At 61.1% G+C, this 26,641-nt stretch carries 21 protein-coding genes; 11 read left to right on the top strand and 10 right to left on the bottom strand.

Annotation, left to right across the window (positions count from 1 at the left end):
• Positions 1-110 precede the first annotated feature (110 nt).
• Both A462_RS08060 and A462_RS08065 read left to right on the top strand, forming a co-directional pair.
• On the top strand, positions 111-791 hold the full coding sequence (locus tag A462_RS08060; RefSeq protein WP_003218936.1) for a heavy metal response regulator transcription factor: 681 nt from the start codon (positions 111-113) through the stop codon (positions 789-791).
• Positions 791-2,143, top strand: a complete 1,353-nt coding sequence (locus A462_RS08065; protein WP_008437602.1) for a heavy metal sensor histidine kinase — start codon at positions 791-793, stop codon at positions 2,141-2,143. Before A462_RS08060 ends, A462_RS08065 begins: the two co-directional genes overlap by 1 nt.
• Positions 2,144-2,261: 118 nt before the next feature.
• Here the strand turns inward: A462_RS08065 and A462_RS08070 are convergent, their stop codons facing one another.
• Genes A462_RS08070 through A462_RS08080 form a run of 3 tightly spaced genes read right to left on the bottom strand, consistent with a single transcriptional unit; the run spans position 2,262 to position 5,506 of the window.
• A complete protein-coding gene (locus A462_RS08070) occupies positions 2,262-3,506 on the bottom strand; it encodes a lipoprotein-releasing ABC transporter permease subunit (protein ID WP_003218940.1) in 1,245 nt (414 codons plus the stop codon).
• A 58-nt stretch (positions 3,507-3,564) separates the two neighbouring features.
• On the bottom strand, positions 3,565-4,248 hold the full coding sequence (gene lolD, locus A462_RS08075; protein ID WP_003218941.1) for a lipoprotein-releasing ABC transporter ATP-binding protein LolD: 684 nt from the start codon (positions 4,246-4,248) through the stop codon (positions 3,565-3,567).
• Positions 4,249-4,255: 7 nt separating this feature from the next.
• On the bottom strand, positions 4,256-5,506 hold the full coding sequence (locus A462_RS08080) for a lipoprotein-releasing ABC transporter permease subunit (protein WP_008437600.1): 1,251 nt from the start codon (positions 5,504-5,506) through the stop codon (positions 4,256-4,258).
• 94 nt (positions 5,507-5,600) lie between these two features.
• Here A462_RS08080 and A462_RS08085 point away from each other — a divergent pair, with 94 nt between their 5' ends.
• Positions 5,601-6,185 (top strand): PilZ domain-containing protein, encoded by a 585-nt coding sequence (locus A462_RS08085; RefSeq protein WP_003218944.1) that lies wholly within the window; start codon positions 5,601-5,603, stop codon positions 6,183-6,185.
• A 66-nt stretch (positions 6,186-6,251) separates the two neighbouring features.
• On the top strand, positions 6,252-6,974 hold the full coding sequence (locus A462_RS08090; RefSeq protein WP_003218946.1) for a glycerophosphodiester phosphodiesterase: 723 nt from the start codon (positions 6,252-6,254) through the stop codon (positions 6,972-6,974).
• A 42-nt stretch (positions 6,975-7,016) separates the two neighbouring features.
• On the opposite strand, the gene sthA is transcribed toward A462_RS08090, so the two are convergent.
• Positions 7,017-8,411 carry a Si-specific NAD(P)(+) transhydrogenase gene (gene sthA / locus A462_RS08095; RefSeq protein ID WP_003218947.1) on the bottom strand — a complete coding sequence of 465 codons (1,395 nt, stop codon included), beginning with the start codon at positions 8,409-8,411 and terminating at the stop codon, positions 7,017-7,019.
• A 236-nt stretch (positions 8,412-8,647) separates the two neighbouring features.
• Between sthA and A462_RS08100 the strand changes: the two genes are divergently transcribed.
• Both A462_RS08100 and A462_RS08105 read left to right on the top strand, forming a co-directional pair.
• Positions 8,648-9,190 carry a chalcone isomerase family protein gene (locus tag A462_RS08100; RefSeq protein ID WP_003218949.1) on the top strand — a complete coding sequence of 181 codons (543 nt, stop codon included), beginning with the start codon at positions 8,648-8,650 and terminating at the stop codon, positions 9,188-9,190.
• A gap of 286 nt (positions 9,191-9,476) precedes the next feature.
• Positions 9,477-10,775, top strand: coding sequence for an MFS transporter (locus A462_RS08105; RefSeq protein ID WP_008437599.1), 1,299 nt, complete (start codon positions 9,477-9,479; stop codon positions 10,773-10,775).
• Between the two features lie 163 nt (positions 10,776-10,938).
• Here the strand turns inward: A462_RS08105 and A462_RS08110 are convergent, their stop codons facing one another.
• Positions 10,939-12,402, bottom strand: a complete 1,464-nt coding sequence (locus A462_RS08110; protein ID WP_023659083.1) for a glyceraldehyde-3-phosphate dehydrogenase — start codon at positions 12,400-12,402, stop codon at positions 10,939-10,941.
• Positions 12,403-12,741: 339 nt separating this feature from the next.
• Here A462_RS08110 and mfd point away from each other — a divergent pair, with 339 nt between their 5' ends.
• The 3 genes from mfd to A462_RS08125 are packed head-to-tail and all read left to right on the top strand — an operon-like array spanning position 12,742 to position 19,472.
• Positions 12,742-16,191: a transcription-repair coupling factor gene (mfd, locus tag A462_RS08115; RefSeq protein WP_003218956.1), complete on the top strand. Its 3,450-nt coding sequence runs from the start codon at positions 12,742-12,744 to the stop codon at positions 16,189-16,191.
• Positions 16,192-16,202: 11 nt separating this feature from the next.
• Positions 16,203-16,772, top strand: a complete 570-nt coding sequence (locus A462_RS08120) for a CsiV family protein (protein WP_003218957.1) — start codon at positions 16,203-16,205, stop codon at positions 16,770-16,772.
• Positions 16,773-16,781: 9 nt separating this feature from the next.
• Positions 16,782-19,472 carry a DEAD/DEAH box helicase gene (locus tag A462_RS08125; protein ID WP_008437598.1) on the top strand — a complete coding sequence of 897 codons (2,691 nt, stop codon included), beginning with the start codon at positions 16,782-16,784 and terminating at the stop codon, positions 19,470-19,472.
• 112 nt (positions 19,473-19,584) lie between these two features.
• Here the strand turns inward: A462_RS08125 and nagZ are convergent, their stop codons facing one another.
• Positions 19,585-20,595 carry a beta-N-acetylhexosaminidase gene (nagZ, locus tag A462_RS08130; RefSeq protein WP_003218962.1) on the bottom strand — a complete coding sequence of 337 codons (1,011 nt, stop codon included), beginning with the start codon at positions 20,593-20,595 and terminating at the stop codon, positions 19,585-19,587.
• 170 nt (positions 20,596-20,765) lie between these two features.
• The gene (gene psrA, locus A462_RS08135; protein ID WP_003218964.1) at positions 20,766-21,473 is read right to left on the bottom strand and encodes a transcriptional regulator PsrA; all 708 of its coding nucleotides are present in this window, start codon (positions 21,471-21,473) and stop codon (positions 20,766-20,768) included.
• A gap of 262 nt (positions 21,474-21,735) precedes the next feature.
• Here psrA and lexA point away from each other — a divergent pair, with 262 nt between their 5' ends.
• Positions 21,736-22,344: a transcriptional repressor LexA gene (gene lexA / locus A462_RS08140; RefSeq protein ID WP_003172575.1), complete on the top strand. Its 609-nt coding sequence runs from the start codon at positions 21,736-21,738 to the stop codon at positions 22,342-22,344.
• Between the two features lie 10 nt (positions 22,345-22,354).
• Complete coding sequence (sulA, locus tag A462_RS08145; protein ID WP_003218967.1) at positions 22,355-22,828, top strand: SOS-induced cell division inhibitor SulA; 474 nt, start codon at positions 22,355-22,357, stop codon at positions 22,826-22,828.
• Positions 22,829-22,940: 112 nt separating this feature from the next.
• On the opposite strand, the gene A462_RS08150 is transcribed toward sulA, so the two are convergent.
• The 3 genes from A462_RS08150 to topA form a co-directional block, all read right to left on the bottom strand.
• Entirely contained in the window at positions 22,941-23,174 is a 234-nt protein-coding gene (locus A462_RS08150) for a hypothetical protein (protein WP_003218969.1), read from the bottom strand.
• Positions 23,175-23,362: 188 nt separating this feature from the next.
• On the bottom strand, positions 23,363-23,884 hold the full coding sequence (locus tag A462_RS08155) for a DUF6586 family protein (RefSeq protein WP_003218971.1): 522 nt from the start codon (positions 23,882-23,884) through the stop codon (positions 23,363-23,365).
• Between the two features lie 126 nt (positions 23,885-24,010).
• Positions 24,011-26,632 (bottom strand): type I DNA topoisomerase, encoded by a 2,622-nt coding sequence (topA, locus tag A462_RS08160; protein ID WP_003218973.1) that lies wholly within the window; start codon positions 26,630-26,632, stop codon positions 24,011-24,013.
• Positions 26,633-26,641 lie beyond the last annotated feature (9 nt).

Genomic DNA, 26,641 nt, shown 5'->3' with positions numbered 1-26,641 from the left:
ACGCGCCGCTGCCAGCCAGCTGACTGCCAGATTACAACTTTGTCAGCTTGAGCCGGCTGCCGGATGTGCGCGGTATAACGTCTGTGTTCCCGTAAAACCATGAGCCGCCCATGAAACTGCTGATCGTCGAAGACCAACCGAAAACCGGCCACTACTTGCGCCAGGGGCTGGCCGAGGCCGGGTTCAACACCGAGCTGGTGGCCGACGGCACCAGCGGCCAGCACCTGGCGCTGACCGGTGACTACGACCTGTTGATCCTCGATGTGATGCTGCCAGGTCGCGATGGCTGGCAGATCCTCCAGGCCGTACGCAACGCCGGGCTCGACATGCCGGTACTGTTCCTTACCGCACGGGACGCCGTGGAAGACCGGGTGCATGGCCTGGAACTGGGCGCCGACGATTACCTCGTCAAGCCCTTCGCCTTCTCCGAACTGCTGGCCCGGGTGCGCAGCCTGTTACGCCGTGGCAGCAGCCCCCCCCAGGAAACCAGCCTGCAACTGGCCGACCTGCGCATGGACCTGATCCGCCGCCGGGTAGAGCGCGACGGCCAGCGCATCGACCTGACGGCCAAGGAGTTTTCCCTGCTGGAACTGCTGCTGCGCCGCCAGGGCGAAGTACTGCCCAAGTCGCTGATCGCCTCCCAGGTGTGGGACATGAACTTCGACAGCGATACCAACATCATCGAAGTCGCGATCCGCCGCCTGCGCCTGAAGGTCGACGACAACTTTCCCAACAAGCTGATCCATACGGTACGCGGCATGGGCTACGTGCTTGAGGAGCGGTTCAGTTGATGAAACGGATTTCCCTGGCCAGCCGCCTGGCACTGCTGTTTGCTGGCTGTACCGCCGTGGTTTCGCTGCTGGCGGGCGTACTGTTCAACCATGCCAGCGAGGCGCACTTTATCGAGCTGGACCAGCAGTTGCTCGACGGCAAGCTGATAGCGCTGCGCAGCACATTGCAAGGTGCCGACACGCCAGAACGATTTGCCTTACGAGAAACAACGCTGCGAGAAGAACTCAATCGCCAGCCCGACCTGGCCCTGCGCATCACCGCCGGCGATCAGCGCTGGTTCGACGGCGCTCCCGGCATCACCCTGCCCCAGGCGCCTGGCCTGCACAGTTTGCAGAATGCCGGGACCGATTACCGCGTGTATAACGTGCCCCTGGTACCTGGCAATCTTGAATCGCCACAACTGACGCTGATGCTCGACATCACCCATCACCAACACTTCCTGCAACGCATGCAGCATCTGATCTGGCTGACCGTCGGCCTTTCCGCCCTGGCCACCGCCCTGCTCGGCGCCTGGGCCGCCCGCAGCGGGTTGCGGCCACTGCGGCGCATGAGCGAAGTCGCCAGCGGCGTGTCTGCCCACTCCCTGACCCAGCGCCTGCCCCAGGAACAAATGCCCGCCGAACTGGCGGAACTCGCCCAGTCCTTCAACGCGATGCTTGGCCGCCTGGACGATGCCTTCCAGCGCCTTTCGGCGTTTTCTGCCGACATCGCCCATGAACTGCGCACGCCACTGTCGAATTTGCTGACACAGACCCAAGTCATCCTCACGCATCCACGGGCGCTGGAGGACTACCGCGAAGCCCTGCACAGCAACCTGGAAGAACTGCAATGGATGGCGCAGTTGGTCAACGACATGCTGTACCTGGCCAAGGCGGACCATGGGCTGCTGGTGCCCAAGCGCGAAACCCTGGTGCTGGCGGACGAGGTGGAGGCATTGCTGGAGTTTTTCGCGCCGCTGGCGGAGGACGTCCAGGTGCGGCTGGTTCGGGAAGGCAGCGCCAGCACTTCAGGTGACCGCAGCATGTTGCGCCGGGCGATTTCCAACCTGCTGGATAACGCGTTGCGGTTCACCCCGCCGGGTGGCGAAGTCAGCGTGCGGATTGTCGAGGGGATGCAAGGCGTGACGCTGAGTGTGGAAAACACCGGGGAAGGCATTCCCGAGGCATTGTTGCCACGGTTGTTTGACCGGTTTTACCGGGCAGATCCGGCGCGTCATGAAGGGAGCAGCGAGCATGCGGGGCTGGGTTTGGCGATTACCCAGTCGATTGTGCGGGCCCATGGGGGGCGGATTTTCTGTGAGTCGGGGGCGGGATGGGCGAGGTTTGTGATGGAGTTGCCGCAGGGGTATTGATGCAAGCTGTAGCGGCCCTTTCGCGAGCAAGCCCGCTCCCACATTTTGACCGGGTGCATTCAGGAAGAACGCGGTCAAAATGTGGGAGCGGGCTTGCTCGCGAAGGCGGTCTTAAGAATTACGAATACCTGAGGGCATGCGCCGGCTCAATCTTCGCCGCGCGATATGCCGGATAGATGGTCGCCAAAAAGCTCAACACAAACCCCGCCGAGCAAATCAGCAACACATCCCCACCCTGCAACTGCGAAGGCAGGTTGCTGACGAAATACACGTCCGAACTGAAGATATGCTGCCCGGTCACCCGTTCCAGCCAACCCACCAGTTCACTGACGTTCAGCGCCGCAATCACGCCGAGGATTCCACCGATCAAGGTACCGACGATCCCGATCACCGTCCCCTGCACCATGAAGATCGCCATGATCTGCCGCGGCGTGGCGCCAATGGTGCGCAGGATCGCAATGTCGGCGCCCTTGTCGTTCACCACCATGATCAAGGTCGCGATGATGTTGAACGCCGCCACCGCGACGATCATCAGCAACAGCAGGCCTATCATGGTTTTTTCCATCTTCATCGCGCTGAACAGGCTGCCCTGGGTGTGGGTCCAGTCGTCGGCCTTGTAGTCGGCACCGAGGCTGGCGGCGATATCCGCCGAGACCTTGGGTGCGGCATACAAGTCTTTCACCGCCAGGCGCACGCTTTGCACCTGGTTCGGCTCCCAATGCTGTATCTCGGCGGCGTCGGCCATGTGGATCAGGGCCATGGAGCCATCCAGCTCCGCGCCCACCTTGAACACACCCACCACGTTCAAACGCTGCATACGCGGGGTGATGCCACCGGGCGCACTGCTGATTTCCGGTACGATCAGGGTCAGCTTGTCACCGACATTCAGGCGAAAACGCCGGGCGGTGATTTCGCCGATCACCACACCGAACTCGCCCGGTTTCAGGTCTTCCAGATGGCCCTGGACGATGTGCTGGGCCACGATCGACACCTTGCCTTCCTGGGCCGGATCAACGCCACTGATCTCGATCGGCTGCATCGCGCCCTTGTAGGAGAGCATGCCGTCCATCTGTGTGAACGGTACGGCAGCAGTGACTTCCGGATTCTTCATCGCGGCATCTGCCACCGGCTGCCAGTCGCTGATGGGCTTCACGCCAACGATGGTCGCGTGGGGCACCATGCCGAGGATGCGTGAGCTCATTTCCCGCTGGAAACCGTTCATGACCGACAACACCACGATCATCGCCAGCACGCCGAGGGCGAGGCCGATCATCGAGGTCATCGAGATAAACGAAACAAAACGGTTGCGGCGCTTGGCGCGGGTATAGCGCGTGCCGATGAAAATCGATAACGGTCTGAACATTCGCGGGCACCGTTGAAAAAATAGAAAACCCGGCGCTTGGCGCCGGGCTTGAAACAGGTCAGATGGCGACCAGATGACCTTCCTGCAGGTGCAACACACGGTCCATCTGGCGGGCCATGCTCATGTCATGGGTCACCACCAGGAACGCAGTGCGCATCTGGGTGCTCAACTCCAGCATCAAGTCCTTGATGCCCTGGGCGGTATGGGAGTCGAGGTTGCCGGTCGGCTCGTCGAGCATCACCAGGCCGGGGTTGTTGACCAGGGCACGGGCAATTGCCACACGCTGGCGCTCGCCGCCGGACAATTCAGCCGGCTTGTGCTCCAGGCGATGGCCCAGGCCGACGCGCTCCAGCAACGCCTGGGCACGCTGGCGTGCTTCCGGGATCGCGGTCTTGCCGATCAACAGCGGCATGCAGACGTTTTCCAGGGCGGTGAACTCGGGCAGCAAGTGGTGGAACTGGTACACAAAACCCAGCGAACGGTTGCGCAACTGGCCACGGGCCTTCTCGCCCAGGGCCGACAACTCTTCGCCGGCCAGCCAGACGCTGCCCTGGGACGGCGTATCAAGGCCGCCCAACAGGTTGAGCAAGGTACTTTTACCGGAACCGGAACTGCCGACGATCGCCACGCGTTCGCCCGGGTGCAGTTCCAGCTGCAGGTTGGACAGCACCACCACGGACTCCGGGCCTTCCTCGTAGGATTTGCCCAGGTTGCGGCAGCTCAGGATTGCTTTTTCACTCATGCCCGATTCACTCATAACGTAAAGCCTGCGCCGGCTGGGTACGTGCCGCGCGCCAGGCTGGATACAGGGTGGCAAGGAAACTCAGGACCAACGCGGCGCCGCCGACCATCAATACGTCCTGGCTCTGCACCTGGGACGGCAAGTAGTCGATGAAGTAGACGTCGGAGTTCAAGAATTTGTGGCCGATCAACACTTCCAGCCCGGCGATAGCAGCGCTGACGTTCAGCGCGGCGAGAATCCCCACCACGGTGCCGATCAAGGTGCCGACGACGCCGATCACCGTGCCCTGGACCATGAAGATCGCCATGATCTGCCCCGGCGTGGCGCCAAGGGTGCGCAGGATCGCGATGTCGCCCTTCTTGTCGTTCACCACCATCACCAGCGTGGAGATGATGTTGAAGGCGGCGACGGCGACGATCAGCAGCAACAGCAGGCCGATCATGGCTTTTTCCATGCGGATGGCCTGGTACAGGTTGCCGTGGGTATGGGTCCAGTCGCGGGCGTAGTACTGGTTTTCACCCAGGTGCTGGGCGATTTCCCACGAGGTACGCGGCGCGTCGAACAGGTCGTTGAATTTCAGGCGCAAGCCCTGGACCTGGTCCGGCTTCCAGCGATGCAGGCGGGCCAGGTCGGTCAGGTTGGTCAGGCCCAGGTAGCCGTCGATCTCACCGGCGCCGACATGGAAGATGCCGACCACGGTAAAGCGCTTCATGCGCGGGAACATGCCCGCCGGAGTCACGGTGACTTCCGGCGCGACGAAGGTCAGCTTGTCGCCGATGCCCACGCCGAGCTTGGCCGCCGCCTTGTCACCGATAGCGATGCCAAAGCTGCCGGGCGACAAGTCGTCCAGTTTGCCCTGCTGCATGAAGTTATCGATGATCGAGACATTGCGTTCCTGCGCCGGGTCGATGGCATTGAGCAGGACTTTCTGCACCTTGCCGTCGTTGGTCAACAGGCCCTGCATCTGGGTGAAGGGCGCAACCGCCAGCACTTTGGGGTTCTGCTTGACCTTCGCGGCCAGGCTTTGCCAGTCGCTGATGGGCTCACCCGACTCGATGGTCGCGTGGGGCACCATGCCCAGCACGCGGGTGCGCATCTCATGATCGAAGCCGTTCATCACCGACAGCACCACAATCATCACGACAACGCCAAGGGCGAGCCCGATCATCGAGGTCAGGGAAATGAACGACACAAAATGATTGCGACGTTTTGCACGGGTATAACGCGTGCCAATAAATACGAAGAGAGGTCTGAACATGTCGGGGCTTGTTCGGAGGAAAAGAAGACGTCCTTGTGGCGGGGTCAGGTAAGCAGCTTTACACTCAGACCATCACCGCTGCCTTGGGTTCGCCATGTCGACATTAGATGAAGAAGATCGCCGCGAATACTACCGTATCGAGGACATGATCGCACTGGAAATTACCCCACTGTCGGGCCCGGAAGCGCTGAGCAAGGAAGTGTTGCTGGATGATTCGCCGCTGTTCAATCTGCTCAGCGAGTTGCACCTGAGTGAATTTGAATCCCAGCACTTGCTGCGCCAGATCGGCGAGCGGGACCGCACCCTGGCCGCCTTCCTCAAAGTGCAGAACAAACGCATGGATTTGCTCAGCCAGATCATGGCGCAAAGCCTGCTGGGCGAGATCGGTACGCCGCAGCCCGTGGTCATTTCCGAAGGCGGCATCGAGTTCCTGAACCCCACGGCGATCCAACCCGACAGCCACCTGGCGGTCAAGCTGGTGCTGATGCCGCAAGCCCTCGGGCTGTTGCTGCGAGCCAAGGTGACCCATTGCGATGCCAAGACCGGTGGCTTTGAAATCGGCACGGAATTCGAAGCCATGACCGATGCCCAACGCCAGTTGCTGGCACGCTATATCCTGCAGAAACAGGCCCAGGAACGGCGCCTGGCGCGGGAAAAAAGCGACGAATCCGACACCTGAATACGATCATTGAATGGCGCGTCGCGTCATCCATCCAGCCAGGAACCCTGGCGTAAAGGAGCAACTGTGACCCTGATTTATGGCCATCGCGGTGCCAAAGGCGAAGCACCGGAAAACACCCTGACCAGCTTCCAGGAATGCCTCAAGCACGGCGTACGCCGCTGCGAACTGGATTTGCACCTGTCCATGGACGGCGAGCTGATGGTCATCCACGACCCGACGCTCAAGCGCACCACCGATCGGCGCGGCAAGGTCGTCGAGTACTCAGCCGCCGACCTGGTCAAGATGGACGCGCGCAAAGGCGGCCCGGGCTGGGTCAACCCTTGCCCGATCCCGCGCCTGGAAGAGCTGTTCGAACAGTGCGACTTCGACCACTGGCAACTGGAAGTCAAAAGCGCATCGCGCACCCGCGCGGCAACCACCGTGCTGGCGATCCGGGAAATGGCTCAGCGTTTCGGGCTGATGGACAAGGTCACCGTGACCTCAAGCTCGCGGGAAGTGTTGAAAGCGGCGCTGGACCTCACCCCGGACCTGTCCCGCGGGCTGGTAGCCGAATACGCCTGGCTCGACCCGTTGAAGGTCGCGGCCAACTATGGCTGTGAGATTCTGGCGTTGAACTGGACGTTGTGCACCCCTGAGCGTCTGGAAAAAGCCCAGCGCCAGGGTTTGCACGTGTCCGTGTGGACCGTCAACGAACCCGCGCTGATGCGCAGGCTCGCCGACTTCGGCGTAGATAGCCTGATTACAGACTTTCCCGGTTTGGCCACTGCCACCCTCGGGAATTACTGAAATCGGTCTCCCCGGCCGGCTCAGGCCACCGGCCGGAGCCGCTCAAAAAAGCCGGTTGAGGCCGTCGTAGGCCGCTACCCGATAGGCTTCAGCCATGGTCGGGTAGTTGAACGTGGTGTTGACGAAATACTTGAGGGTATTCAGCTCACCCGGCTGGTTCATGATCGCCTGGCCGATGTGCACGATCTCCGACGCCTGATAGCCGAAGCAATGCACGCCCAGCACTTCCAGAGTCTCGCGGTGGAACAGGATCTTCAGCATGCCCTGGGGCTCACCGGCGATCTGCGCACGCGCCATGCTCTTGAAGAACGCCTTGCCGACTTCATAAGGCACCTTGGCCTTGGTCAGTTCGTGCTCGTTCTTGCCGATCGAGCTGATCTCGGGAATCGTGTAGATCCCGGTCGGCACGTCGTTGACGTAGCGCCAGCTGCCGTTGTCGACAATGCTGCCAGCGGCCGAGCGGCCCTGGTCATGGGCGGCACTGGCCAGGCTCGGCCAGCCGATCACGTCACCGGCACCGTAGATGTTCGGCACGCAGGTACGGTAGTTCTCGTCGACTTCGATCTGGCCACGGCTGTTGACCTTGACCCCGATGTTTTCCATGCCCAGCTTGTCGGTGTTGCCGGTTCGGCCGTTGCACCACAGCAAGGCGTCGGCCTTGATCTTCTTGCCGGATTTCAGGTGCAGGATCACACCGTTGTCCAGGCCTTCGACCCGCTCGTACTCTTCGTTGTGGCGCACGGTGATGTTGTTGTTGCTGAAGTGGTAACTCAACGCCTGGGAAATTTCCGAGTCGAGGAAGCTCAGCAACTGGTCGCGGTTATCCACCAGCTCGACCAATACACCCAGGCCGCTGAAGATCGAGGCGTATTCACAGCCGATCACGCCGGCGCCGTAGATGATCAGTTTGCGCGGGGTGTGGCCCAGGCTGAGGATGGTGTCGCTATCGTAGATACGCGGGTGGTGGAAATCGATATCCGCCGGGCGATACGGACGCGAGCCGGTGGCGATGATGATGTGCTTGGCTACCAGCTTCTCGACCACGCCGTTGGCGCAGACCACTTCGACGGTTTGCTCGTCGGCGAAGCTGCCGGTGCCGAAGAACAGGTCGACGCGGTTACGGGCATAGAAGCCGGTACGCGAGGCAACCTGTTTGGAAATGACTTTTTCAGCGCTCTTGAGCACGTCCGGGAACGAAAACCAGCGCGGCTCACCAATGGCCCGGAACATCGGGTTGGTGTTGAACTGCATGATCTGGCGCACCGAGTGACGCAAGGCCTTGGACGGGATGGTACCCAGGTGGGTGCAGTTACCGCCGACCTGGCGACGGCTATCGACCATCGCCACCTTGCGCCCTGCTTTGGCGGCGTTCATCGCCGCACCTTCTCCAGCTGGGCCGGAACCCAGTACCACCACGTCGTAGTTGTAGACAGCCATGCGTACTCCTCAGAACAGGCCAGGGCGCACGGTTGGACGCCTGGCTAAATCATGCCGCGGCCAGCGGTCATGAAGGATCAATGTGGCTCAAGTGTGTGAGCCGGGGCACAGTCTATAGAACGCTCAACGTCGCGCACATTAACCCTTGGTCGCGTCGTAGGCCAGTTTTGCCTTTACTACACGGCGCTCGTTATTGAATTAACCTGTAGGCAAGCACCTTTTCAGGACTGGCCATTATGAAGCATGTCGTCATTTGTTTATTGCTGATGTTTTCGGTCCCGGTTCTGGCGAATGAGGCTGATCGCCTCAAACAAGCCGATTTTCCGGCGCAATCTCATCAACTGGTGCTGAAAAACCAGGCCGTCCTGACCTACCTGTGGGCAGACGTCTATGCGGCGGCATTGTTCGCCCCGGCTGACCTGAGCGCCAAACAAGCCCTGGATCAGCAAAAAGACCTGCGCCTGGAGCTGTATTACTTTCGCGATATCGACCGCAACGATGTGATCAAGGCCGCCACTGCCACCCTCGAACGTCAGCAAACACCCGCCACCCTCGCCCGCCTGAAGCCTGAACTGGATCAATTGCACAAAAGCTTCCGCAACATCCGCAGCGGCGACCGTTATGCGCTGGACTTCCAGCCTCAGCGCGGCCTGAACCTGGAAATCAACGGCACGGTGGTGTTCAGCAGTCGCAATGACGAGCTGGCCAAGGCTTACCTGGGAATCTGGCTGGCACCAAAGGGCTTGTCCGACAGCCTGCGTAACACCCTCCTCAACTGATCGCAAAAACCCTGTGGGAGCAGGCTTGCTCGCGAATGCGGTGTGTCAGTGGCTCATAAGCTGACTGACACACCGTTTTCGCGAGCAAGCCCGCTCCCACATTGGATTTTCATCACCCGGAGGCCTGCGGCAATTTGCCAGCTTGCTATCGGTTTTTTGTTGCCTGTGCTGGCTTATACACATATCGTTACAAAACTGTTCAGCGCCAGCCTCGTGCCAGAGCTTCAACAGCAAGGACGGTTGCGACCAGGGATTACTAATAAGATAGCCAAAATGAGTGCATGACATGTCCACTACAACGGGCAAGGGCAAGGCGATCTTTCGCGTTGTCAGCGGTAACTTCCTTGAGATGTTCGACTTCATGGTCTACGGCTTCTACGCCACGGCCATTGCCAAGACATTTTTCCCCACCGACAGCGCGTTCGCGTCCCTGATGCTGTCCCTGGCGACCTTTGGTGCCGGGTTCCTGATGCGTCCTCTGGGCGCGATTTTCCTCGGTGCCTATATCGACCGGCACGGCCGTAAAAAGGGCCTGGTGATCACCCTGGCGATGATGGCCGCCGGTACCGTGCTGATCGCCTGCGTTCCCGGGTATGCCACCCTGGGTGTCGCGGCGCCGCTGATCGTGTTGTTCGGCCGCCTGCTGCAAGGTTTCTCCGCCGGTGTCGAACTGGGCGGCGTGTCGGTGTACCTGGCGGAAATCGCCACTCCAGGCCGTAAAGGCTTCTTCGTCAGTTGGCAGTCCGCCAGCCAGCAAGCTGCGGTGGTATTCGCCGGCCTGCTGGGCGTAGGCCTCAACCACTGGCTCAGCCCGGAAGAAATGGGTGACTGGGGCTGGCGCGTGCCGTTCCTGATCGGCTGCCTGATCGTGCCGGTGATCTTCGTGATTCGTCGCTCCCTGGAAGAAACCCCGGAATTCCAGGCGCGCAAACACCGCCCTACCCTGCAGGAAATCGTCCGCTCGATCGGCCAGAACTTCGGCATCGTCATCGCCGGCATGGCGCTGGTGGTGATGACCACCGTGTCGTTCTACCTGATCACCGCCTACACCCCGACCTTCGGCAAGGCCGAACTGCACCTTTCGGACTTCGACGCGCTGCTGGTCACCGTGTGCGTCGGCATCTCGAACTTCATCTGGCTGCCGGTGATGGGGGCGGTGTCCGACAAGATCGGGCGTAAACCCCTGCTGCTGGGGGCGACTATTCTGGCGATCCTCACCGCTTATCCAGCGCTGTCCTGGCTGGTGGCCAATCCGAGCTTCAGCCATCTGCTGATCGTGCTGCTCTGGCTGTCGTTCCTGTATGGCTCGTACAACGGCGCGATGGTTGTAGCGCTGACCGAAATCATGCCAGTAGAAGTGCGCACCACCGGTTTCTCCCTGGCCTATAGCCTGGCAACGGCGACCTTTGGTGGTTTCACACCAGCGGCGTGTACCTACCTGATCCATGTGCTGGACAACAAGGCCGCACCGGGCATCTGGCTCAGCGGCGCGGCGGTGCTGGGCTTGATCGCCACATTGATTCTGTTCAAGGGCAACCGGCATGAACTGCGTACCGCGCAGGCCTCTGTAGTCGGCGGCGCTTGATAGGTCGCTTTCGCGAGCAAGCCCGCTCCCACATTTGAAATGTATTCACAAATCAAAATGTGGGAGCTGGCTTGCCTGCGATGAGGCCGGTACAAGCAACACAAAAACAACAGACATAAAAAAGCCCCGAACCAGTCGGGGCTTTTTCATTTACCGCTGATGCTTAGCGCGGGAATGCTGGCGGGTTAACCCCAGCCATGTCTTCCATCACGCGAACCACCTGGCAGCTGTAACCGAATTCGTTGTCGTACCAGACGTACAGAACAACGCGGTTGTCTTGAGTGATGGTCGCTTCAGCGTCCACCACACCGGCGTGGCGCGAGCCCACGAAGTCGGTGGAAACCACTTCCTGCGAATTGACGAAGTCGATTTGCTTGTGCAGATCGGAGTGCAGCGCCATGTAGCGCAGGTACTCGTTCATCTCTTCACGGGTGGCGGCTTTCTCAAGGTTCAGGTTGAGAATGGCCATCGACACGTTCGGCGTCGGAACACGGATCGCGTTACCGGTCAGCTTGCCGGCCAGCTCAGGCAGGGCCTTGGCAGCAGCGGTGGCAGCACCGGTCTCGGTGATCACCATGTTCAGCGCGGCGCTACGGCCACGGCGATCGCCCTTGTGGAAGTTGTCGATCAGGTTCTGGTCGTTGGTGTACGAGTGAACCGTTTCAACGTGACCGTTAACGATGCCGAACTTGTCATTCACAGCCTTCAGCACCGGCACGATGGCGTTGGTGGTGCAGGAAGCGGCGGACACGATCTTGTCGTCAGCGGTGATTTCACCGTGGTTGATGCCGTGCACGATGTTCTTCAGCTTGCCCTTGCCAGGCGCAGTCAGGACAACGCGGTCGATACCTGGGCACGCCAGGTGCTGGCCCAGGCCCTCGGCATCACGCCACACACCGGTGTTGTCCACCAGCAGTGCGTCCTTGATGCCGTACTGGGTGTAATCCACCTCAGACGGGTTCTTCGCGTAGATCACCTGGATCAGGTTACCGTTGGCGGTGATGGTGTTGTTTTCTTCGTCGATGACGATGGTGCCGTTGAACGGACCGTGGACCGAGTCACGACGCAGCAGGCTGGCGCGCTTGGTCAGGTCGTTTTCAGCACCTTTACGCACCACGATGGCACGCAGGCGCAGGCCGTCGCCGCCACCGGTTTTTTCGATCAGGATGCGCGCCAGCAGGCGGCCGATACGACCGAAACCGTACAGCACAACGTCGGTGCCTTTGCGGGCTGCGGCGTTTTGCTGGCCAACCACGTCGGCCATTTCTTCACGTACGAACTGCTCGGCGGTGCGGCCAGCGCCTTCCTTGCGGAATTTATAGGCCAGCTTGCCCAGGTCTACCGAAGCCGCGCCGAGCTTGAGCTCGCTCATGGCTTTAAGCAGAGGGAATGTTTCGTGGACGGAGAGTTCGCTATCGTCGGCAGAACGATGGCGAGCAAAGCGATGAGCCTTGAGAATCGCGATGACTGATTGGTTGATCAGGCTGCGGCCATAGATCGAGCTCACCACGTTGTTATTGCGGTATAGCTGACCGATAAGCGGAATCATCGCTTCAGCGAGTGCTTCACGGTCGATCCATTCACCAAGACACTGGTCGGGCTTCTGAGTCACGGGAACCTTCCACATGTAGGGGCAGAAAAAAGGGGCTACATTATGCCGCCCGACCGCCCTCGGAGCAATGCGCGGCCCGCAACAAAACCCCTTGCAAAAAAATATCGCCCCTCTGCAGCCCAGTAAATACGCGGCTTCCAGCGCACCCCCTGTTGGACCAATGTGACAAAGTGTCCGTAACCCTCCGAAACATACACCGATTTCGGCACTACATAATGAGTCAAAAGGCACCTTTGTTTGTCTTAGCCACTACATTTCCTACAAACCGTAATAGGCTCAGTCAGCAACTGACAGGCGGCACTCCGGGCCGTTACAATTACCGACTTTGTCGCAACGCTTGGAGCTCAACCTTCCGTGCCCGTTCTGCGTCTACCGCTTCTCCCTGCCGCGGCAGGTAAACAGCACTGGGGCAATCTGCCCGGTGCCGCCCTGAGCCTGGCCATCGCCGAGGCTGCCAGCGCTGCCAAGCGCTTTACCCTGCTGCTCACCGCCGACAGCCAAAGTGCCGAGCGGCTGGAACAGGAGCTGAGTTTCTTCGCCCCCGATTTGCCGGTACTGCATTTCCCGGACTGGGAAACCCTGCCCTACGATCTGTTCTCGCCGCACCAGGACATCATTTCCCAGCGCATCGCCAGCCTGTACCGCTTGCCGGAACTGGCCCACGGCGTGCTGGTGGTGCCGATCACCACGGCCCTGCACCGCTTGGCACCGACCAAGTTCCTGCTGGGCAGCAGCCTGGTGCTGGATATCGGCCAGAAGCTCGATGTGGAGCAGATGCGCACCCGGCTTGAGGCCAGCGGCTATCGCTGCGTCGACACGGTGTACGAGCACGGTGAGTTCGCCGTGCGTGGCGCGTTGATCGACCTGTTCCCGATGGGCAGCAAACTGCCCTACCGGATCGACCTGTTCGACGACGAAATCGAAACCCTGCGCACCTTCGATCCGGAAAACCAGCGCTCCATCGACAAGGTGCAGTCGATCAAGCTGCTGCCGGCCCGGGAGTTCCCGCTGCAAAAAGACGCGGTCACGCGCTTCAAGGCACGTTTCCGCGAGCGCTTCGACGTGGATTTCCGTCGCTGCCCGATCTTCCAGGACTTGAGCAGCGGGATTACCCCCGCCGGTATCGAGTATTACCTGCCGCTGTTCTTCGACGAAACCTCCACGCTCTTCGATTACCTGCCTCAGGACACCCAGGTGTTCTCGCTGCCAGGCATCGAACAGGCAGCGGAGAATTTCTGGAATGACGTGCGCAACCGTTATGAAGAACGCCGCGTCGACCCGTCCCGTCCTTTATTGCCACCGGCCGAGCTGTTCCTGCCGGTGGAAGACTGCTTCGCCCGCCTGAAAAACTGGCCGCGGGTAGTCGCCAGCCAGCAGGACGTGGATGCAGGCGCCGGCCGCGAGCGCTTTCCGGCGCAAGCGCTGCCGAACCTGGCGATTGAAGCCAAGGCCAACCAGCCGCTGGAAGCGCTGTCGAATTTCCTCGGTGACTTCCCCGGCCGCGTGCTGTTTACCGCCGAGTCCGCCGGGCGCCGCGAGGTGCTGCTGGAGCTGTTGGAACGCCTGAAGCTGCGGCCGAAAACCGTCGACAGCTGGCCGGACTTTGTCGCGAGCAAGGATCGCCTGGCGATCACCATCGCACCGCTGGACGAAGGGCTGCTGCTGGACGACCCGGCCCTGGCACTGATTGCCGAGAGCCCGCTGTTCGGTCAGCGGGTGATGCAGCGCCGCCGCCGGGAAAAGCGCGCCGATGCCAACAACGATGCGGTGATCAAGAACCTCACCGAGCTGCGCGAAGGCGCGCCGGTGGTGCATATCGACCACGGCGTGGGCCGTTACCTGGGCCTGCAGACCCTGGAGATCGACAACCAGGTGGCCGAATTCCTCACCATGGAATACGCCGAGGGCGCCAAGCTCTACGTGCCCGTGGCCAACCTGCACCTGATCGCCCGCTACACCGGCAGCGACGACGCCCTCGCGCCGTTGCACCGCCTGGGCTCCGAGACCTGGCAGAAAGCCAAGCGCAAGGCCGCCGAACAGGTACGCGATGTGGCCGCCGAGTTGCTCGACATCTATGCCCGCCGCGCCGCCCGCGAAGGTTATGCGTTTGCCGACCCAAAAGCCGACTACGCCACCTTCAGCGCCGGCTTCGCCTTCGAAGAAACCCCGGACCAGCAAACCACCATCGACGCCGTGCGCGCCGACATGCTGGCGCCCAAGCCGATGGACCGCCTGGTGTGCGGCGACGTGGGCTTCGGCAAGACCGAAGTGGCAATGCGCGCAGCGTTTATTGCGGTGCACGGTGGCCGCCAAGTGGCGATCCTCGTCCCCACCACCCTGCTCGCCCAGCAGCACTACAACAGCTTCCGCGACCGCTTTGCCGACTGGCCAGTGACCGTGGAAGTGATGAGCCGCTTCAAATCGGCCAAGGAAGTGAATGCGGCCATCGCCGACCTGGCGGAAGGCAAGATCGACATTGTCATCGGCACTCACAAGCTGCTGTCGGATGACGTGAAGATCAAGAACCTCGGGCTGGTGATCATCGACGAAGAGCACCGCTTCGGGGTTCGCCAGAAAGAACAGCTCAAGGCCCTGCGCAGTGAAGTCGACATCCTGACGCTCACCGCCACGCCGATTCCGCGCACGCTGAACATGGCGGTGTCGGGCATGCGCGACCTGTCGATCATCGCCACGCCGCCGGCGCGCCGGTTGTCGGTGCGCACCTTCGTCATGGAGCAGAACAAAAGCACGGTCAAGGAAGCCCTGCTGCGCGAGTTGCTGCGCGGCGGCCAGGTGTACTACCTGCACAACGATGTAAAAACCATCGAGAAATGCGCCGCCGACCTCGCCGAACTGGTGCCGGAAGCACGGATCGCCATCGGCCACGGGCAGATGCGCGAGCGCGAACTCGAACAGGTGATGAGCGACTTCTATCACAAGCGCTTCAACGTGCTGATCGCCTCGACCATCATCGAGACCGGCATCGACGTGCCGAGCGCCAACACCATCATCATCGAGCGCGCCGACAAGTTCGGCCTGGCGCAGCTGCACCAGCTGCGCGGCCGGGTCGGGCGCAGTCACCACCAGGCGTATGCCTATCTGCTGACACCGCCGCGCCAGCAGATCACTTCCGACGCCGAGAAGCGCCTGGAAGCGATCGCCAACACCCAGGACCTCGGCGCCGGCTTTGTGCTGGCCACCAACGACCTGGAAATCCGCGGCGCCGGCGAACTGCTGGGCGACGGCCAGAGCGGGCAGATCCAGGCCGTCGGCTTCACCCTGTATATGGAAATGCTCGAGCGCGCAGTGAAGTCCATCCGCAAGGGCGAACAACCGAACCTCGACCAACCGCTGGGTGGCGGCCCGGAGATCAACCTGCGCCTGCCGGCGCTGATCCCCGAAGACTACCTGCCGGATGTGCACGCGCGACTGATCCTGTACAAGCGCATCGCCTCGGCCACCGACGAAGAAGGTCTCAAGGACCTTCAAGTGGAGATGATCGACCGCTTCGGCCTGTTGCCGGAGCCGACCAAGAACCTGGTGCGCCTGACCCTGCTCAAATTGCAGGCGGAGCAACTGGGCATCAAGAAGGTCGACGCCGGCCCGCAAGGCGGGCGTATCGAATTCGAAGCGCAGACGCCGGTGGACCCATTGGTGCTGATCAAGCTGATTCAGGGCCAGCCCAATCGGTACAAGTTCGAAGGGGCTACGCTGTTCAAATTCATGGTACCGATGGAACGCGCCGAAGAACGCTTTAATACACTGGAGGCGCTGTTTGAGCGCCTCATCCCGAAATCTGCTTGAAGGACGCCCCAATGCGCCTGTTCCGCATTTTGAGCTTGTTGTTGGTGGTCGTTGCGCCTTCGGCGTTCGCCGACAGCCCGTACCTGGTGGAGATGATCCTGGTGCGCCAGAACGCCGAGCCGGTGATCAACAGCCGTGCGGCGCCGGAAAACTGGGACGCCGGCGCACCACGCCTGGGGACTGACAAAATGAGCCCGCCACGACTGGGCAATATTGTCGAGAAGCTGCAAGCCAGCAGCGACTACACCGTATTGCTGCACAAGTCCTGGGAACAGAATCTCGGTGAGCAACCGGTGAAGCTGGCCATCAGCGATGGCCAGGAACAGTTCGGCCAGTTCCCCATCGAAGGCACCCTGAACCTGCAGCTTGGACGCTTTACCGATATCGACGCGGACTTCTGGGTTAACCAGTTCGACGCCAACGGCAGCGTCATCGCCAGCGAACACCTCAGCCAGCAAGACGTGCGCACCAAGAACAACCAGCTCAACTACCTGGACGGCGGCCACCTCGCCCTGCTGATCAAGATCACTTCGCTGACCGCCAAGCCGCCCAGCGCTCCACCGCCCGATGTCCAGGACTGATCCAGCACCATGCCCCTGACGTCGTCGTTGACCAAACCCCTGGCCCCTTCGTGGGCCAATCGCTTTAAAGAGCAAAGCCTCGAGCGTGGCCGACGCTACGCCCTGGAAAACCGCGTGCGTATCGTCGAGTCCGGCGACAGCACCATCATTGCCAGCTGCGAAGGCTCGGGTGGCAATGTCTACCGCCAGACCATCTCCCTGCGCGAATCCGCCAAGGGCACGTTGATCCTGGTGGACAGCCGCTGCACGTGCCCCGTGCACACCAACTGCAAACACATCGCCGCCGTGCTGCTCAAGGTCCAGGAAACCCTGGCCTACCCGGCGGCGGCCCAGGATGCCGAGTTGCTGGAGAAGCTCCAGGCGGTGCTGGATAACCGCGTGGTGTTGCCGCAAGTGGTGATGGAAGACGTGCAACCGGTGCCGCGCCTGTGGCTGGCGAGTATCGAGTTCAGTGCCTTCGAACCGCGCAACGGCAAGATGCAGCGTTATATCCAGCATCGCGCGGCGTTGTCCTTCAACTATTTGGGCAACTACGTCAGCGGCCAGAAGAACGCCGACATTATCGTGCGCCAGGAACAGCAGAGCCTGCGGATCAAGCGCCACCCCGAGGTGGAGCAGCAGTTTCGCGAACAACTGCGCCTGCTGGGCTTCAAGATCGCCACCCGCCAGAGCAAGGCCCTGCCGGAAAGCGCCGGCGAGCTGTTCGAGATGGTTAATGACAGCGCGTGGCTGAACTTCACCCTGAATGCCTCGCCGAACCTGCGCGCCCAGGGCTGGGAACTACAGATCGATGAGGATTTCGGTTTTGACCTGAGCGCCGTCGACGACTGGTACGCCAGCGTCGACGAAGTGCCGGAGCGTGACTGGTTCGACTTGGAGCTGGGGATCATCGTCAACGGCGAACGCCTGAGTTTGCTGCCGATCCTGTTGAACCTGATGCGCTCTCACACCGAGATCCTCAACCCGGAAAAACTCGCCCGGCGCCGTGATGACGAACTGATCCTGGTGAACATTCCCGGCCTGCCCAACGGCCACGGCCCGCTGCAAGTGGCGCTGCCTTATGGCCGGCTGAAACCGGTGCTGGCAACCCTGGGCGAGTTCTACCTGCAAGAGCCCGGCACCACCGCGCTGCGCCTGGCCAAGGCCGACGCGATTCGCCTGAACCCGCTGGAAGACCTGCCGCTGCAATGGGAAGGCGGCGAAAAGATCCGCAACTTCGCCCAGCGCCTGCGGGACATCAAGGATTTCAGCTGCGAAGCGCCGGAAGGCTTGAACGCAACGTTGCGCCCTTATCAACTGGAAGGCCTGAGCTGGATGCAGTCGCTGCGCCAACTCGACGTCGGCGGGATTCTCGCGGATGACATGGGCCTGGGCAAAACCCTGCAAACCCTGGCGCATATTCTCAGCGAGAAAATCGCCGGACGCCTGGACCGCCCGTGCATGGTGGTGATGCCCACCAGCCTGATCCCGAACTGGCTCGACGAAGCGGCGCACTTCACGCCGCAGCTCAAAGTCATGGCGTTATACGGCGCGGGGCGCAAGAAACATTTCCCTCAGTTGCAGGACTACGACCTGCTGCTGACCACCTACGCCCTGCTGCCCAAGGACATCGAGCAACTGGCCGCCCTGCCCTTGCACGTGCTGATCCTTGACGAAGCGCAGTACATCAAGAACCCCAACAGCAAGGCGGCCCAGGCGGCCCGCGAGCTGAACGCCCGCCAGCGCCTGTGCCTCAGCGGTACACCGCTGGAAAACCACTTGGGCGAGCTGTGGTCGCTGTTCCACTTCCTGCTGCCGGGTTGGCTGGGGGACGTGAAGAGCTTCAACCGCGATTACCGCGTACCGATCGAAAAGCGCGGCAGCGATGTGCGATTGCAGCACCTCAATGGTCGGATCAAGCCGTTCCTGCTGCGTCGCACCAAGGAACAGGTGGCGACCGAGCTGCCGCCCAAGACCGAGATCATCCACTGGGTCGACCTCAACGAAGCCCAACGCGACGTGTACGAAACCATGCGCCTGGCGATGGACAAGAAAGTCCGCGACGAGATTACCCGCAAGGGTGTGGCGCGCAGCCAGATCATCATCCTGGAGGCGCTGCTCAAGTTGCGCCAGGTGTGCTGTGATTTACGCTTGGTCAATGATGCAACCCTGCCGGCAAAGGGCAGTAGCTCGGGCAAACTCGACAGCTTGATGGAGATGCTCGAAGAGCTGTTTGCCGAAGGCCGCAGGATTCTGCTGTTTTCCCAGTTCACTTCGATGCTGAGCCTGATCGAGGCCGAGTTGAAGAAGCGTGGCGTGGCTTATGCGCTGCTTACCGGTCAGACGCGGGATCGGCGCACGCCGGTGAAAGACTTCCAGAGCGGCAAGCTGCAGATCTTCCTGATCAGCCTGAAGGCAGGCGGCGTCGGACTTAACCTGACGGAAGCCGACACGGTGATTCACTACGACCCGTGGTGGAACCCGGCCACGGAGAACCAGGCCACCGACCGTGCGTATCGCATCGGCCAGGAGAAGCCGGTATTTGTGTACAAGATGATTGCCCGGGGCACCGTGGAAGAGAAAATCCAGCATTTGCAGCAGGAAAAGTCTGATCTGGCGGCGGGCGTTCTGGATGGGCGGACGACGGGGGATTGGAAGTTGGGGAATGAGGATATCGAGGCGTTGTTTGCGCCGTTGCCTCATAAGCAGGAAAAGCGCTGACTGTTAGATCGCCTTCGCGAGCAAGCCCGCTCCCACATTTGACCGCATATACCCTGGAGGAATGCGGTCGGATGTGGGAGCGGGCTTGCTCGCGAAGGGCGCACCGCAGTTGTCAGTCGATCAACTGAGCATCCCGCAGCGCACCCAACGCCGCCAACCAACGCGGATCCTGCTTGTACTCGGTCGACGCCACCGCCTGACCACGCATCCGCGCGATACGCGCCGACGGCGTGACCTTCATGCGCTGGGCGGCACTCAGGGCCAGCTCGGCGGCGGCGCGGTCGTTGCACACCAGGCCCATGTCGCAACCGGCAGTCAACGCCGCCTCAATACGACTGGCAGCATCACCGACCACATGAGCCCCCGCCATCGACAGGTCGTCACTGAAGATCACCCCGTCGAACTGCAACTCGCCACGCAGGATGTCCTGCAACCAGCGCCGGGAGAAGCCGGCCGGTTGCGCGTCCACTTGTGGATAAATCACATGGGCCGGCATGACGGCTGCCAGTTGCTTGCTCAGGCGCGCGAAAGGCACCAGGTCATTGGCGCGAATCTGTTCCAGGCTGCGCTCGTCGTTGGGAATGGCGACGTGGGAATCGGCTTCGGCCCAGCCGTGGCCGGGGAAGTGCTTGCCGGTGGCCGCCATACCGGCGCTGTTCATACCACGGATGAAGGCGCCCGCGAGCACGGCGGCGCGCTCGGGATCGCCTTCGAAGGCGCGAGTGCCCACGACGGCGCTGCGTTGGTAATCGAGGTCCAGCACCGGGGCGAAGCTCAGGTCCAGGCCAACCGCCAGCACTTCGGTTGCCATGATCCAACCGCACTGCTCGGCCAGTTGCTCCGCATTCGGGTTGTCGGCCAAGGCACGCATCGCCGGCAGACGCACAAACCCCTGACGCAAGCGTTGCACTCGGCCGCCTTCCTGATCGACCGCCAGCAACAGGTCCGGGCGCACGGCGCGAATCGCCGCGCTCAATTCACGCACCTGCCGAGGATGCTCGATATTGCGTGCAAAAATGATCAGGCCGCCCACCTCGGGCTGACGCAACAAGTGGCGATCCTCAGCCGTCAGCCAGGTGCCGGCAACGTCCACCATCAAAGAGCCTTGCAGGGCTTGGGTCATATAGCTTCCTTAAATAACGCACGCAGCCCGAAGCCCCCGCGAGATCGCATCGCCAGGATTGAATCTGGAGACGGACGCTCAGCGAGCGCAACGGGCTGTGGATAAATAGCTGAAATCGGCATGGGCGGCTAGCTTAGCGGATGCAAGCGGCCGCGCACACCCGGGAGGGGTTAAACCTTGGCCGGGACCGGTACTGACTTGCTGCGCGGGCGCAATTGGGCGGCGGCCATGGCCTGGTCGGTGACGCCGGTTTCGGCACGCATGCCGGCGGCGAGAAACGGCACCATCAGGCGCATGACCTGCTCGATGGAGGTGTTGACGCCGAAGTCGGTCTCGGCAATCGCACGCAGTGCCTTGATCCCGGACATGCTGAATGCCGCGGCACCGAGCATGAAGTGCACGCGCCAGAACAGTTCGATTGGCGGGATACGAGGGGCGGCTTCGTTGACCAGCAACATATAGCGGCGGAACACCTTGCCGTACATGTCTTCCAGATAGCGGCGCAGGTGGCCCTGGCTCTGGCTGAACGCCAGGCCCAACAGGCGCATGAAGATCGACAGGTCGTTGCCGCTGCGTGGCTGAACCACCAGGGCTTGCTCGACGAGGATCTCCAGCAGGTCTTCCAGGCTTGGCTTGTTTTCAGGCTTGGCCTGGCGACGCTCCAGCTCGCGGTCGAGGCTGATGCAGAAAGGCCCCAGGAAACGTGAGAACACGGCCTGGATCAGCGCCTTCTTGGAGCCGAAATGGTAGTTCACTGCCGCCAGGTTGACCCCGGCCTTGCTGGTAATCAGCCGCAATGAAGTTTCAGCAAATCCTTTTTCCGCGAACAACTGCTCGGCAGCATCGAGAATGCGTTCAACGGTTTCCGACTGGGCCATGGCTACTCCGCCTGACAAACACTTGTTTGAAACATACGTTTCAAGCTATGTCTTGTCAAGCCTGCAGGTCGGTTTGCGGCTGGCCGGTCAGCTATTTCATGGCCATTTAATCACATTCGCCAAGGTCTGTAGGCAGCGCTGTCTCCAGTGTGTAGGACAGGTGATAAATGACCGTCCAGCGGAGTGACTGAAAACGGTGATTGCCAAGCGCAGTCCACTGTATATAATCCCAGTCACTGTATAAAAAGACAGAGCGATCAACATGCTAAAACTGACGCCACGCCAAGCTGAGATTCTGGCTTTTATCAAGCGCTGCCTCGATGATAACGGCTACCCGCCGACCCGGGCGGAAATTGCGCTGGAACTGGGATTCAAGTCACCCAACGCCGCTGAAGAACACCTCAAGGCCCTCGCCCGCAAAGGCGCGATCGAGATGACCCCGGGTGCTTCACGCGGTATTCGTATCCCTGGCTTCGAAGCCAAGGCCGACGAGTCGACACTGCCGATCATCGGCCGCGTCGCAGCCGGTGCGCCGATCCTGGCGCAACAGCACGTCGAGGAATCCTGCAACATCAACCCGACCTTCTTCCATCCCCGTGCCGACTACCTGTTGCGGGTCCATGGCATGAGCATGAAGGACGTGGGCATTTTCGACGGCGACCTGCTGGCCGTCCACACCACACGTGAAGCTCGCAATGGCCAGATCGTCGTCGCCCGTATCGGCGATGAAGTGACGGTCAAACGCTTCAAGCGCGAAGGCAGCAAGGTCTGGCTCCTGGCCGAGAACCCCGAATTCGCGCCGATTGAAGTGAACCTGAAGGATCAGGACCTGGTGATTGAAGGCTTGAGCGTCGGCGTTATTCGCCGCTAACGGAGGCATCATGCAGTTCCTACAGACCCCACAACACACTCAACTGTCGCTGTTTGAGGCCTTTATGGCCCAGCCCCTTGCGCCCATCCTCAAGGAAGTGGTCGAAGCGCCCTGGAGCGCCGAACCCGAGGCGTTCAGTGAACTGTCGTTGCGCGGTGCTGCCGGGAACTGCCTGAGCCTGTTGGCGCCGATCCTTCGCGAACTGAGCGAGGAACAGGACGCCCGCTGGTTGACGCTGATCGCCCCGCCATCCAGCCTGACCCAGGCCTGGTTGCGGGATGCCGGCCTGAACCGCGAACGCATCCTGTTGCTGCAACCCCGTGGTGCTCAAAGCGCCCAGCAGTTGACCTGCGAAGCCTTGCGCCTGGGCCGTAGCCATACGGTGGTCAGCTGGCTGAACCCGCTGACCACAGCGGCCAGGCAGCAACTGATCAGCGCCGCCCGCACAGGTGATGCGCAAAGCTTGAACATTCGGTTGGGATAAAACGATACGCGGGTAACTGACAGCTGTCAGGATCCGCCATGACGCGAGGCTTCTTCAGAATTGAGAAGCCGATCTGCACAATTGAAGCCTGTAAAAAAGTCGACAGACGGACTCAGTGAAGAATCCGCGGGCCGTCTTCCTTTTCCGGTTCGCCTTCAGCCAGGCGCCCCGCCATCTGCACACCTACGCTCAACATGGCTTTTGCCACTTCCACGTGCTGGCCCTGCAGGAACGCTTTTGCGTCCTCGGAAAAATCCAAGATCACCAGAGAACCCTCGTCCTCAGCCCGGCGCAGCTCGATTCGGCCGTCGGGCAACTCAACAATTTCCAGAAAGGACGTTGGCATAAAAGTCTGTTCTCCACGAAAGGCCGGCATTATATCAGTCTTGTGGCGAGCGGGCTTGCCCGCATTGGGCTGAGCCGCGGCCCTCCGACAGCTGACACTGCCAGGCCTGAAAAGCCTTGGGGCTGCTTCGCAACCCAGCGGGAGCAAGCTCCCTCGCCACAAGAGCGGTAGTTGTCAGCGAGAAGCCTTCAGCACTCGTTCAATCCATCCCGAAACCGAATGGCCAACTTCTTCAGCTCCTGCCGCCAGCTTTCCAGCTCTTCCCGGCTCAACGGCTCGGGTCCTTCTTCGTCCAGGCTTACGGCCACGATCAGCGGCTGGGTCACATCGCCTTTGGGCGTGTGCTTCACCCGTGGCGGTTGGAACATCTCCGCGTGGGCTACCAGCAAGCGCGCCAGCCAACTGTCCGGGCTTTGCGCCATCTCCACCAGTTCGGCCAACTCCGGGATGGCCATGGACTCCAGCACATCCCGGTGGATGATCATTTCCGCACGCGGCGAGCCGGCCTGCGGCAGACGGTAGAACCCGGCAATCTCATGGCACAAGCCAAGCAAGGCGCCATACAGGTGGAACAGCGCGGCTTCACGCCCGGCCTGTACCAGCGCGATAGCGTTCATCTCCTTTCCTTCCTCGGCACGGCCAAGGGCTTCCAGGGACAAACCCGCGAAGTAAATTTTCTGGTTGGTACGGGTATAGAGTTCGTTGGCCATGAAGGCAGTCTCCACAACGAATAAGGCGTGATGCTGGCTGAACAGTGTCACGGATCAGCCAAGGCCACTGCAAGCGCAAAAAAAGGCCGCCTATCAAGGCGGCCTTTGTGCATGTAGCTGATCGTATCAAGCGCCCTGGCGCTTGTCCTCGACCTTCCACTTGCCACCGTCGTAGAACGCTTTCCAGCCGGTAGGCTTGCCTTCAACCTCGGTCTGCACGTACTGCTCCTTGGTCTTGCGGCTGTAGCGGATTACGGACGGGCGACCGTCCGGGTCCTTCTTCGGCGCTTCGCAGAGGAAGTGGTACTTCGGATCGATCTCGTCCTTGTGGGGCACGATCTCCATCACCAGCGGTGCACGGGTCTCACGGTTTTTCGGGAACTGGCTGGCAGCCAGGAACAGCCCCGAAGCACCATCACGCAGGATGTAGGTGTCGTTGACCTTCTCGCACTTGAGCTCAGGCATCTTCACCGGGTCCATCTTCGGCGGCGCCGCGTCACCGCTTTTCAGCAGTTTGCGGGTGTTCTTGCACGTCGGGTTGGTGCAACCGAAGAACTTGCCGAAACGGCCGGTCTTGAGCTGCATCTCGCTGCCGCACTTGTCGCATTCCAGGCTCGGGCCTTCGTAGCCCTTGATGCGGTAAGTGCCTTCTTCGATCTCGTAGCCGTTGCAATCCGGGTTGTTACCGCAGATGTGCAGCTTGTGCTTCTCGTCCAGCAGGTAGGCATCCATTGCCGTGCTGCAGATCGGGCAACGGTGCTTGCCACGCAATACCAGTGACTCGGATTCACCCTCGTCATCGGCCGCGATTTCATCGCCCGGCACCAGGTTGACGGTGGCCTTGCAGCGCTCTTTCGGCGGCAGGCTGTAACCCGAGCAACCGAGGAACACACCGGTGGAGGCGGTACGAATCTGCATCGGGCGACCGCAAGTGAGGCACGGAATGTCCGTCATCACCGGCTGGTTGGCCCGCATGCCGTTCTCGGCGCTTTCAGCCACTTCAAGTTTCTTCTTGAAGTCGCCGTAGAACTCGTCGAGCACGTTTTTCCAGTCGCGTTCGCCCTGGGCCACGTCATCGAGGTTCTCTTCCATGCCGGCGGTGAAGCCGTAGTCCATCAGGTTGGAGAAGCTCTCGGACAGGCGCTCCGTGACGATGTCGCCCATCTTTTCCGAGTAGAAACGACGGTTGTGCAAGGCCACGTAGCCGCGGTCCTGGATGGTGGAGATGATCGCCGCATAGGTCGAAGGACGACCGATACCGCGTTTTTCCATCTCCTTGACCAGACTGGCTTCCGAGTAACGCGCCGGCGGCTTGGTGAAGTGCTGGGACGGGTCGAGCTTGATCAGCTTCAACACATCGCCCTGCGCCATGTCCGGCAGTACATCGTCGTCGCCCGGCTTGGCGATTTGCGGCATCACGCGGGTATAACCGTCGAACTTGAGGATACGGCCCTTGGCACGCAGCTCGAAGTCACCAGCACCCACGCTGACAGTCGTCGACAGGTATTGCGCCGGCAGCATCTGGCACGCCAGGAACTGGCGCCAGATCAGCTCATAGAGGCGCTCAGCGTCGCGCTCCATGCCGCTCAGCTTGCTTGGCTCGGTGTTGGCGTCGGAGGGACGAATCGCTTCGTGAGCCTCTTGTGCGCCTTCCTTGCTGCTATAGACGTTCGGCTTCTCCGGCAGGTACTTCTTGCCGAATTCGCTTTCAATATAAGTACGCGCCATCGCCACCGCGTCTTGCGACAGGTTGGTGGAGTCGGTACGCATATACGTGATGTAGCCCGCTTCATACAGGCGCTGGGCCATCATCATGGTCTTCTTCACCCCGAAGCCCAGGCGGTTGCTCGCGGCCTGTTGCAGGGTGGAGGTGATGAACGGCGCCGACGGCTTGCTGCTGGTGGGCTTGTCTTCACGCTTGACGATGCTGTAGCTGGAAGCCTTGAGCTTCTCCAGCGCGGCCATGGCCTGGGCTTCGTTGAGCGGCTTGAAGGCCTCGCCTTTCTCGCGGGCCACTTCAAAGCGTACGTTGTTGCCCTTGGCAGTGCCCAGGTCAGCGTGCACTTCCCAATATTCTTCAGGGTTGAACGCACGAATCTCGCGCTCACGCTCCACCACCAGCTTTACCGCAACCGATTGCACACGGCCGGCGGACAGGCCACGAGCGATTTTCGCCCACAGCAGCGGCGAGACCATGTAACCCACGACGCGGTCGAGGAAGCGACGGGCCTGCTGGGCATTGACGCGGTCAATGTCCAGTTCGCCCGGCTTGGAGAAGGCTTCCTGGATCGCCTTCTTGGTAATTTCGTTGAACACCACGCGCTTGTAGCGGCTGTCGTCACCCCCGATGGCTTCCCGCAGGTGCCAGGCAATAGCCTCCCCTTCGCGGTCCAAGTCGGTTGCGAGATAGATGGTGTCAGCATCCTTGGCGAGCCGGCGCAGCTCTTCGATGACCTTTTCCTTGCCCGGGAGGATCTCGTACTTGGCTTTCCAGCCATGATCGGGATCGACACCCATGCGCGAGACCAGCTGCTTGCGCGCTTTCTCTTTAGGCGTGAGCACCGGACCTTCGCCCGCAGCCGCCTTGCCGCGCTTGGCGGCAGGCTCCTTGCTGGCGCTAGCCGAACCGCTGGTGGGCAGGTCTCGGATATGGCCGATACTCGACTTCACCACGTACTCGTTACCCAAGTACTTGTTGATGGTCTTGGCCTTAGCCGGGGATTCCACAATGACCAGCGATTTGCCCATGGATCGGAA

Source organism: Pseudomonas sp. Ag1, from assembly GCF_000278565.1.
Classification (GTDB): Bacteria; Pseudomonadota; Gammaproteobacteria; order Pseudomonadales; family Pseudomonadaceae; genus Aquipseudomonas.
The sequence above is the reverse complement of the archived record's forward strand: the minus strand, read 5'-3'. Positions and strand labels throughout refer to the sequence as shown.

Coding starts and splice junctions, on each gene's coding strand:
- sulA (WP_003218967.1), top strand. CDS start 22,355: ATGCAGTTCCTACAGACCCCACAACACACTCAACTGTCGCTGTTTGAG.
- lexA (WP_003172575.1), top strand. CDS start 21,736: ATGCTAAAACTGACGCCACGCCAAGCTGAGATTCTGGCTTTTATCAAG.
- A462_RS08105 (WP_008437599.1), top strand. CDS start 9,477: ATGTCCACTACAACGGGCAAGGGCAAGGCGATCTTTCGCGTTGTCAGC.
- A462_RS08125 (WP_008437598.1), top strand. CDS start 16,782: ATGCCCCTGACGTCGTCGTTGACCAAACCCCTGGCCCCTTCGTGGGCC.
- A462_RS08065 (WP_008437602.1), top strand. CDS start 791: ATGAAACGGATTTCCCTGGCCAGCCGCCTGGCACTGCTGTTTGCTGGC.
- A462_RS08120 (WP_003218957.1), top strand. CDS start 16,203: ATGCGCCTGTTCCGCATTTTGAGCTTGTTGTTGGTGGTCGTTGCGCCT.
- psrA (WP_003218964.1), bottom strand. CDS start 21,473: ATGGCCCAGTCGGAAACCGTTGAACGCATTCTCGATGCTGCCGAGCAG.
- A462_RS08080 (WP_008437600.1), bottom strand. CDS start 5,506: ATGTTCAGACCTCTCTTCGTATTTATTGGCACGCGTTATACCCGTGCA.
- A462_RS08150 (WP_003218969.1), bottom strand. CDS start 23,174: ATGCCAACGTCCTTTCTGGAAATTGTTGAGTTGCCCGACGGCCGAATC.
- lolD (WP_003218941.1), bottom strand. CDS start 4,248: ATGAGTGAAAAAGCAATCCTGAGCTGCCGCAACCTGGGCAAATCCTAC.
- sthA (WP_003218947.1), bottom strand. CDS start 8,411: ATGGCTGTCTACAACTACGACGTGGTGGTACTGGGTTCCGGCCCAGCT.
- A462_RS08155 (WP_003218971.1), bottom strand. CDS start 23,884: ATGGCCAACGAACTCTATACCCGTACCAACCAGAAAATTTACTTCGCG.
- A462_RS08110 (WP_023659083.1), bottom strand. CDS start 12,402: ATGTGGAAGGTTCCCGTGACTCAGAAGCCCGACCAGTGTCTTGGTGAA.
- nagZ (WP_003218962.1), bottom strand. CDS start 20,595: ATGACCCAAGCCCTGCAAGGCTCTTTGATGGTGGACGTTGCCGGCACC.
- topA (WP_003218973.1), bottom strand. CDS start 26,632: ATGGGCAAATCGCTGGTCATTGTGGAATCCCCGGCTAAGGCCAAGACC.
- A462_RS08060 (WP_003218936.1), top strand. CDS start 111: ATGAAACTGCTGATCGTCGAAGACCAACCGAAAACCGGCCACTACTTG.
- A462_RS08100 (WP_003218949.1), top strand. CDS start 8,648: ATGAAGCATGTCGTCATTTGTTTATTGCTGATGTTTTCGGTCCCGGTT.
- A462_RS08070 (WP_003218940.1), bottom strand. CDS start 3,506: ATGTTCAGACCGTTATCGATTTTCATCGGCACGCGCTATACCCGCGCC.
- A462_RS08085 (WP_003218944.1), top strand. CDS start 5,601: ATGTCGACATTAGATGAAGAAGATCGCCGCGAATACTACCGTATCGAG.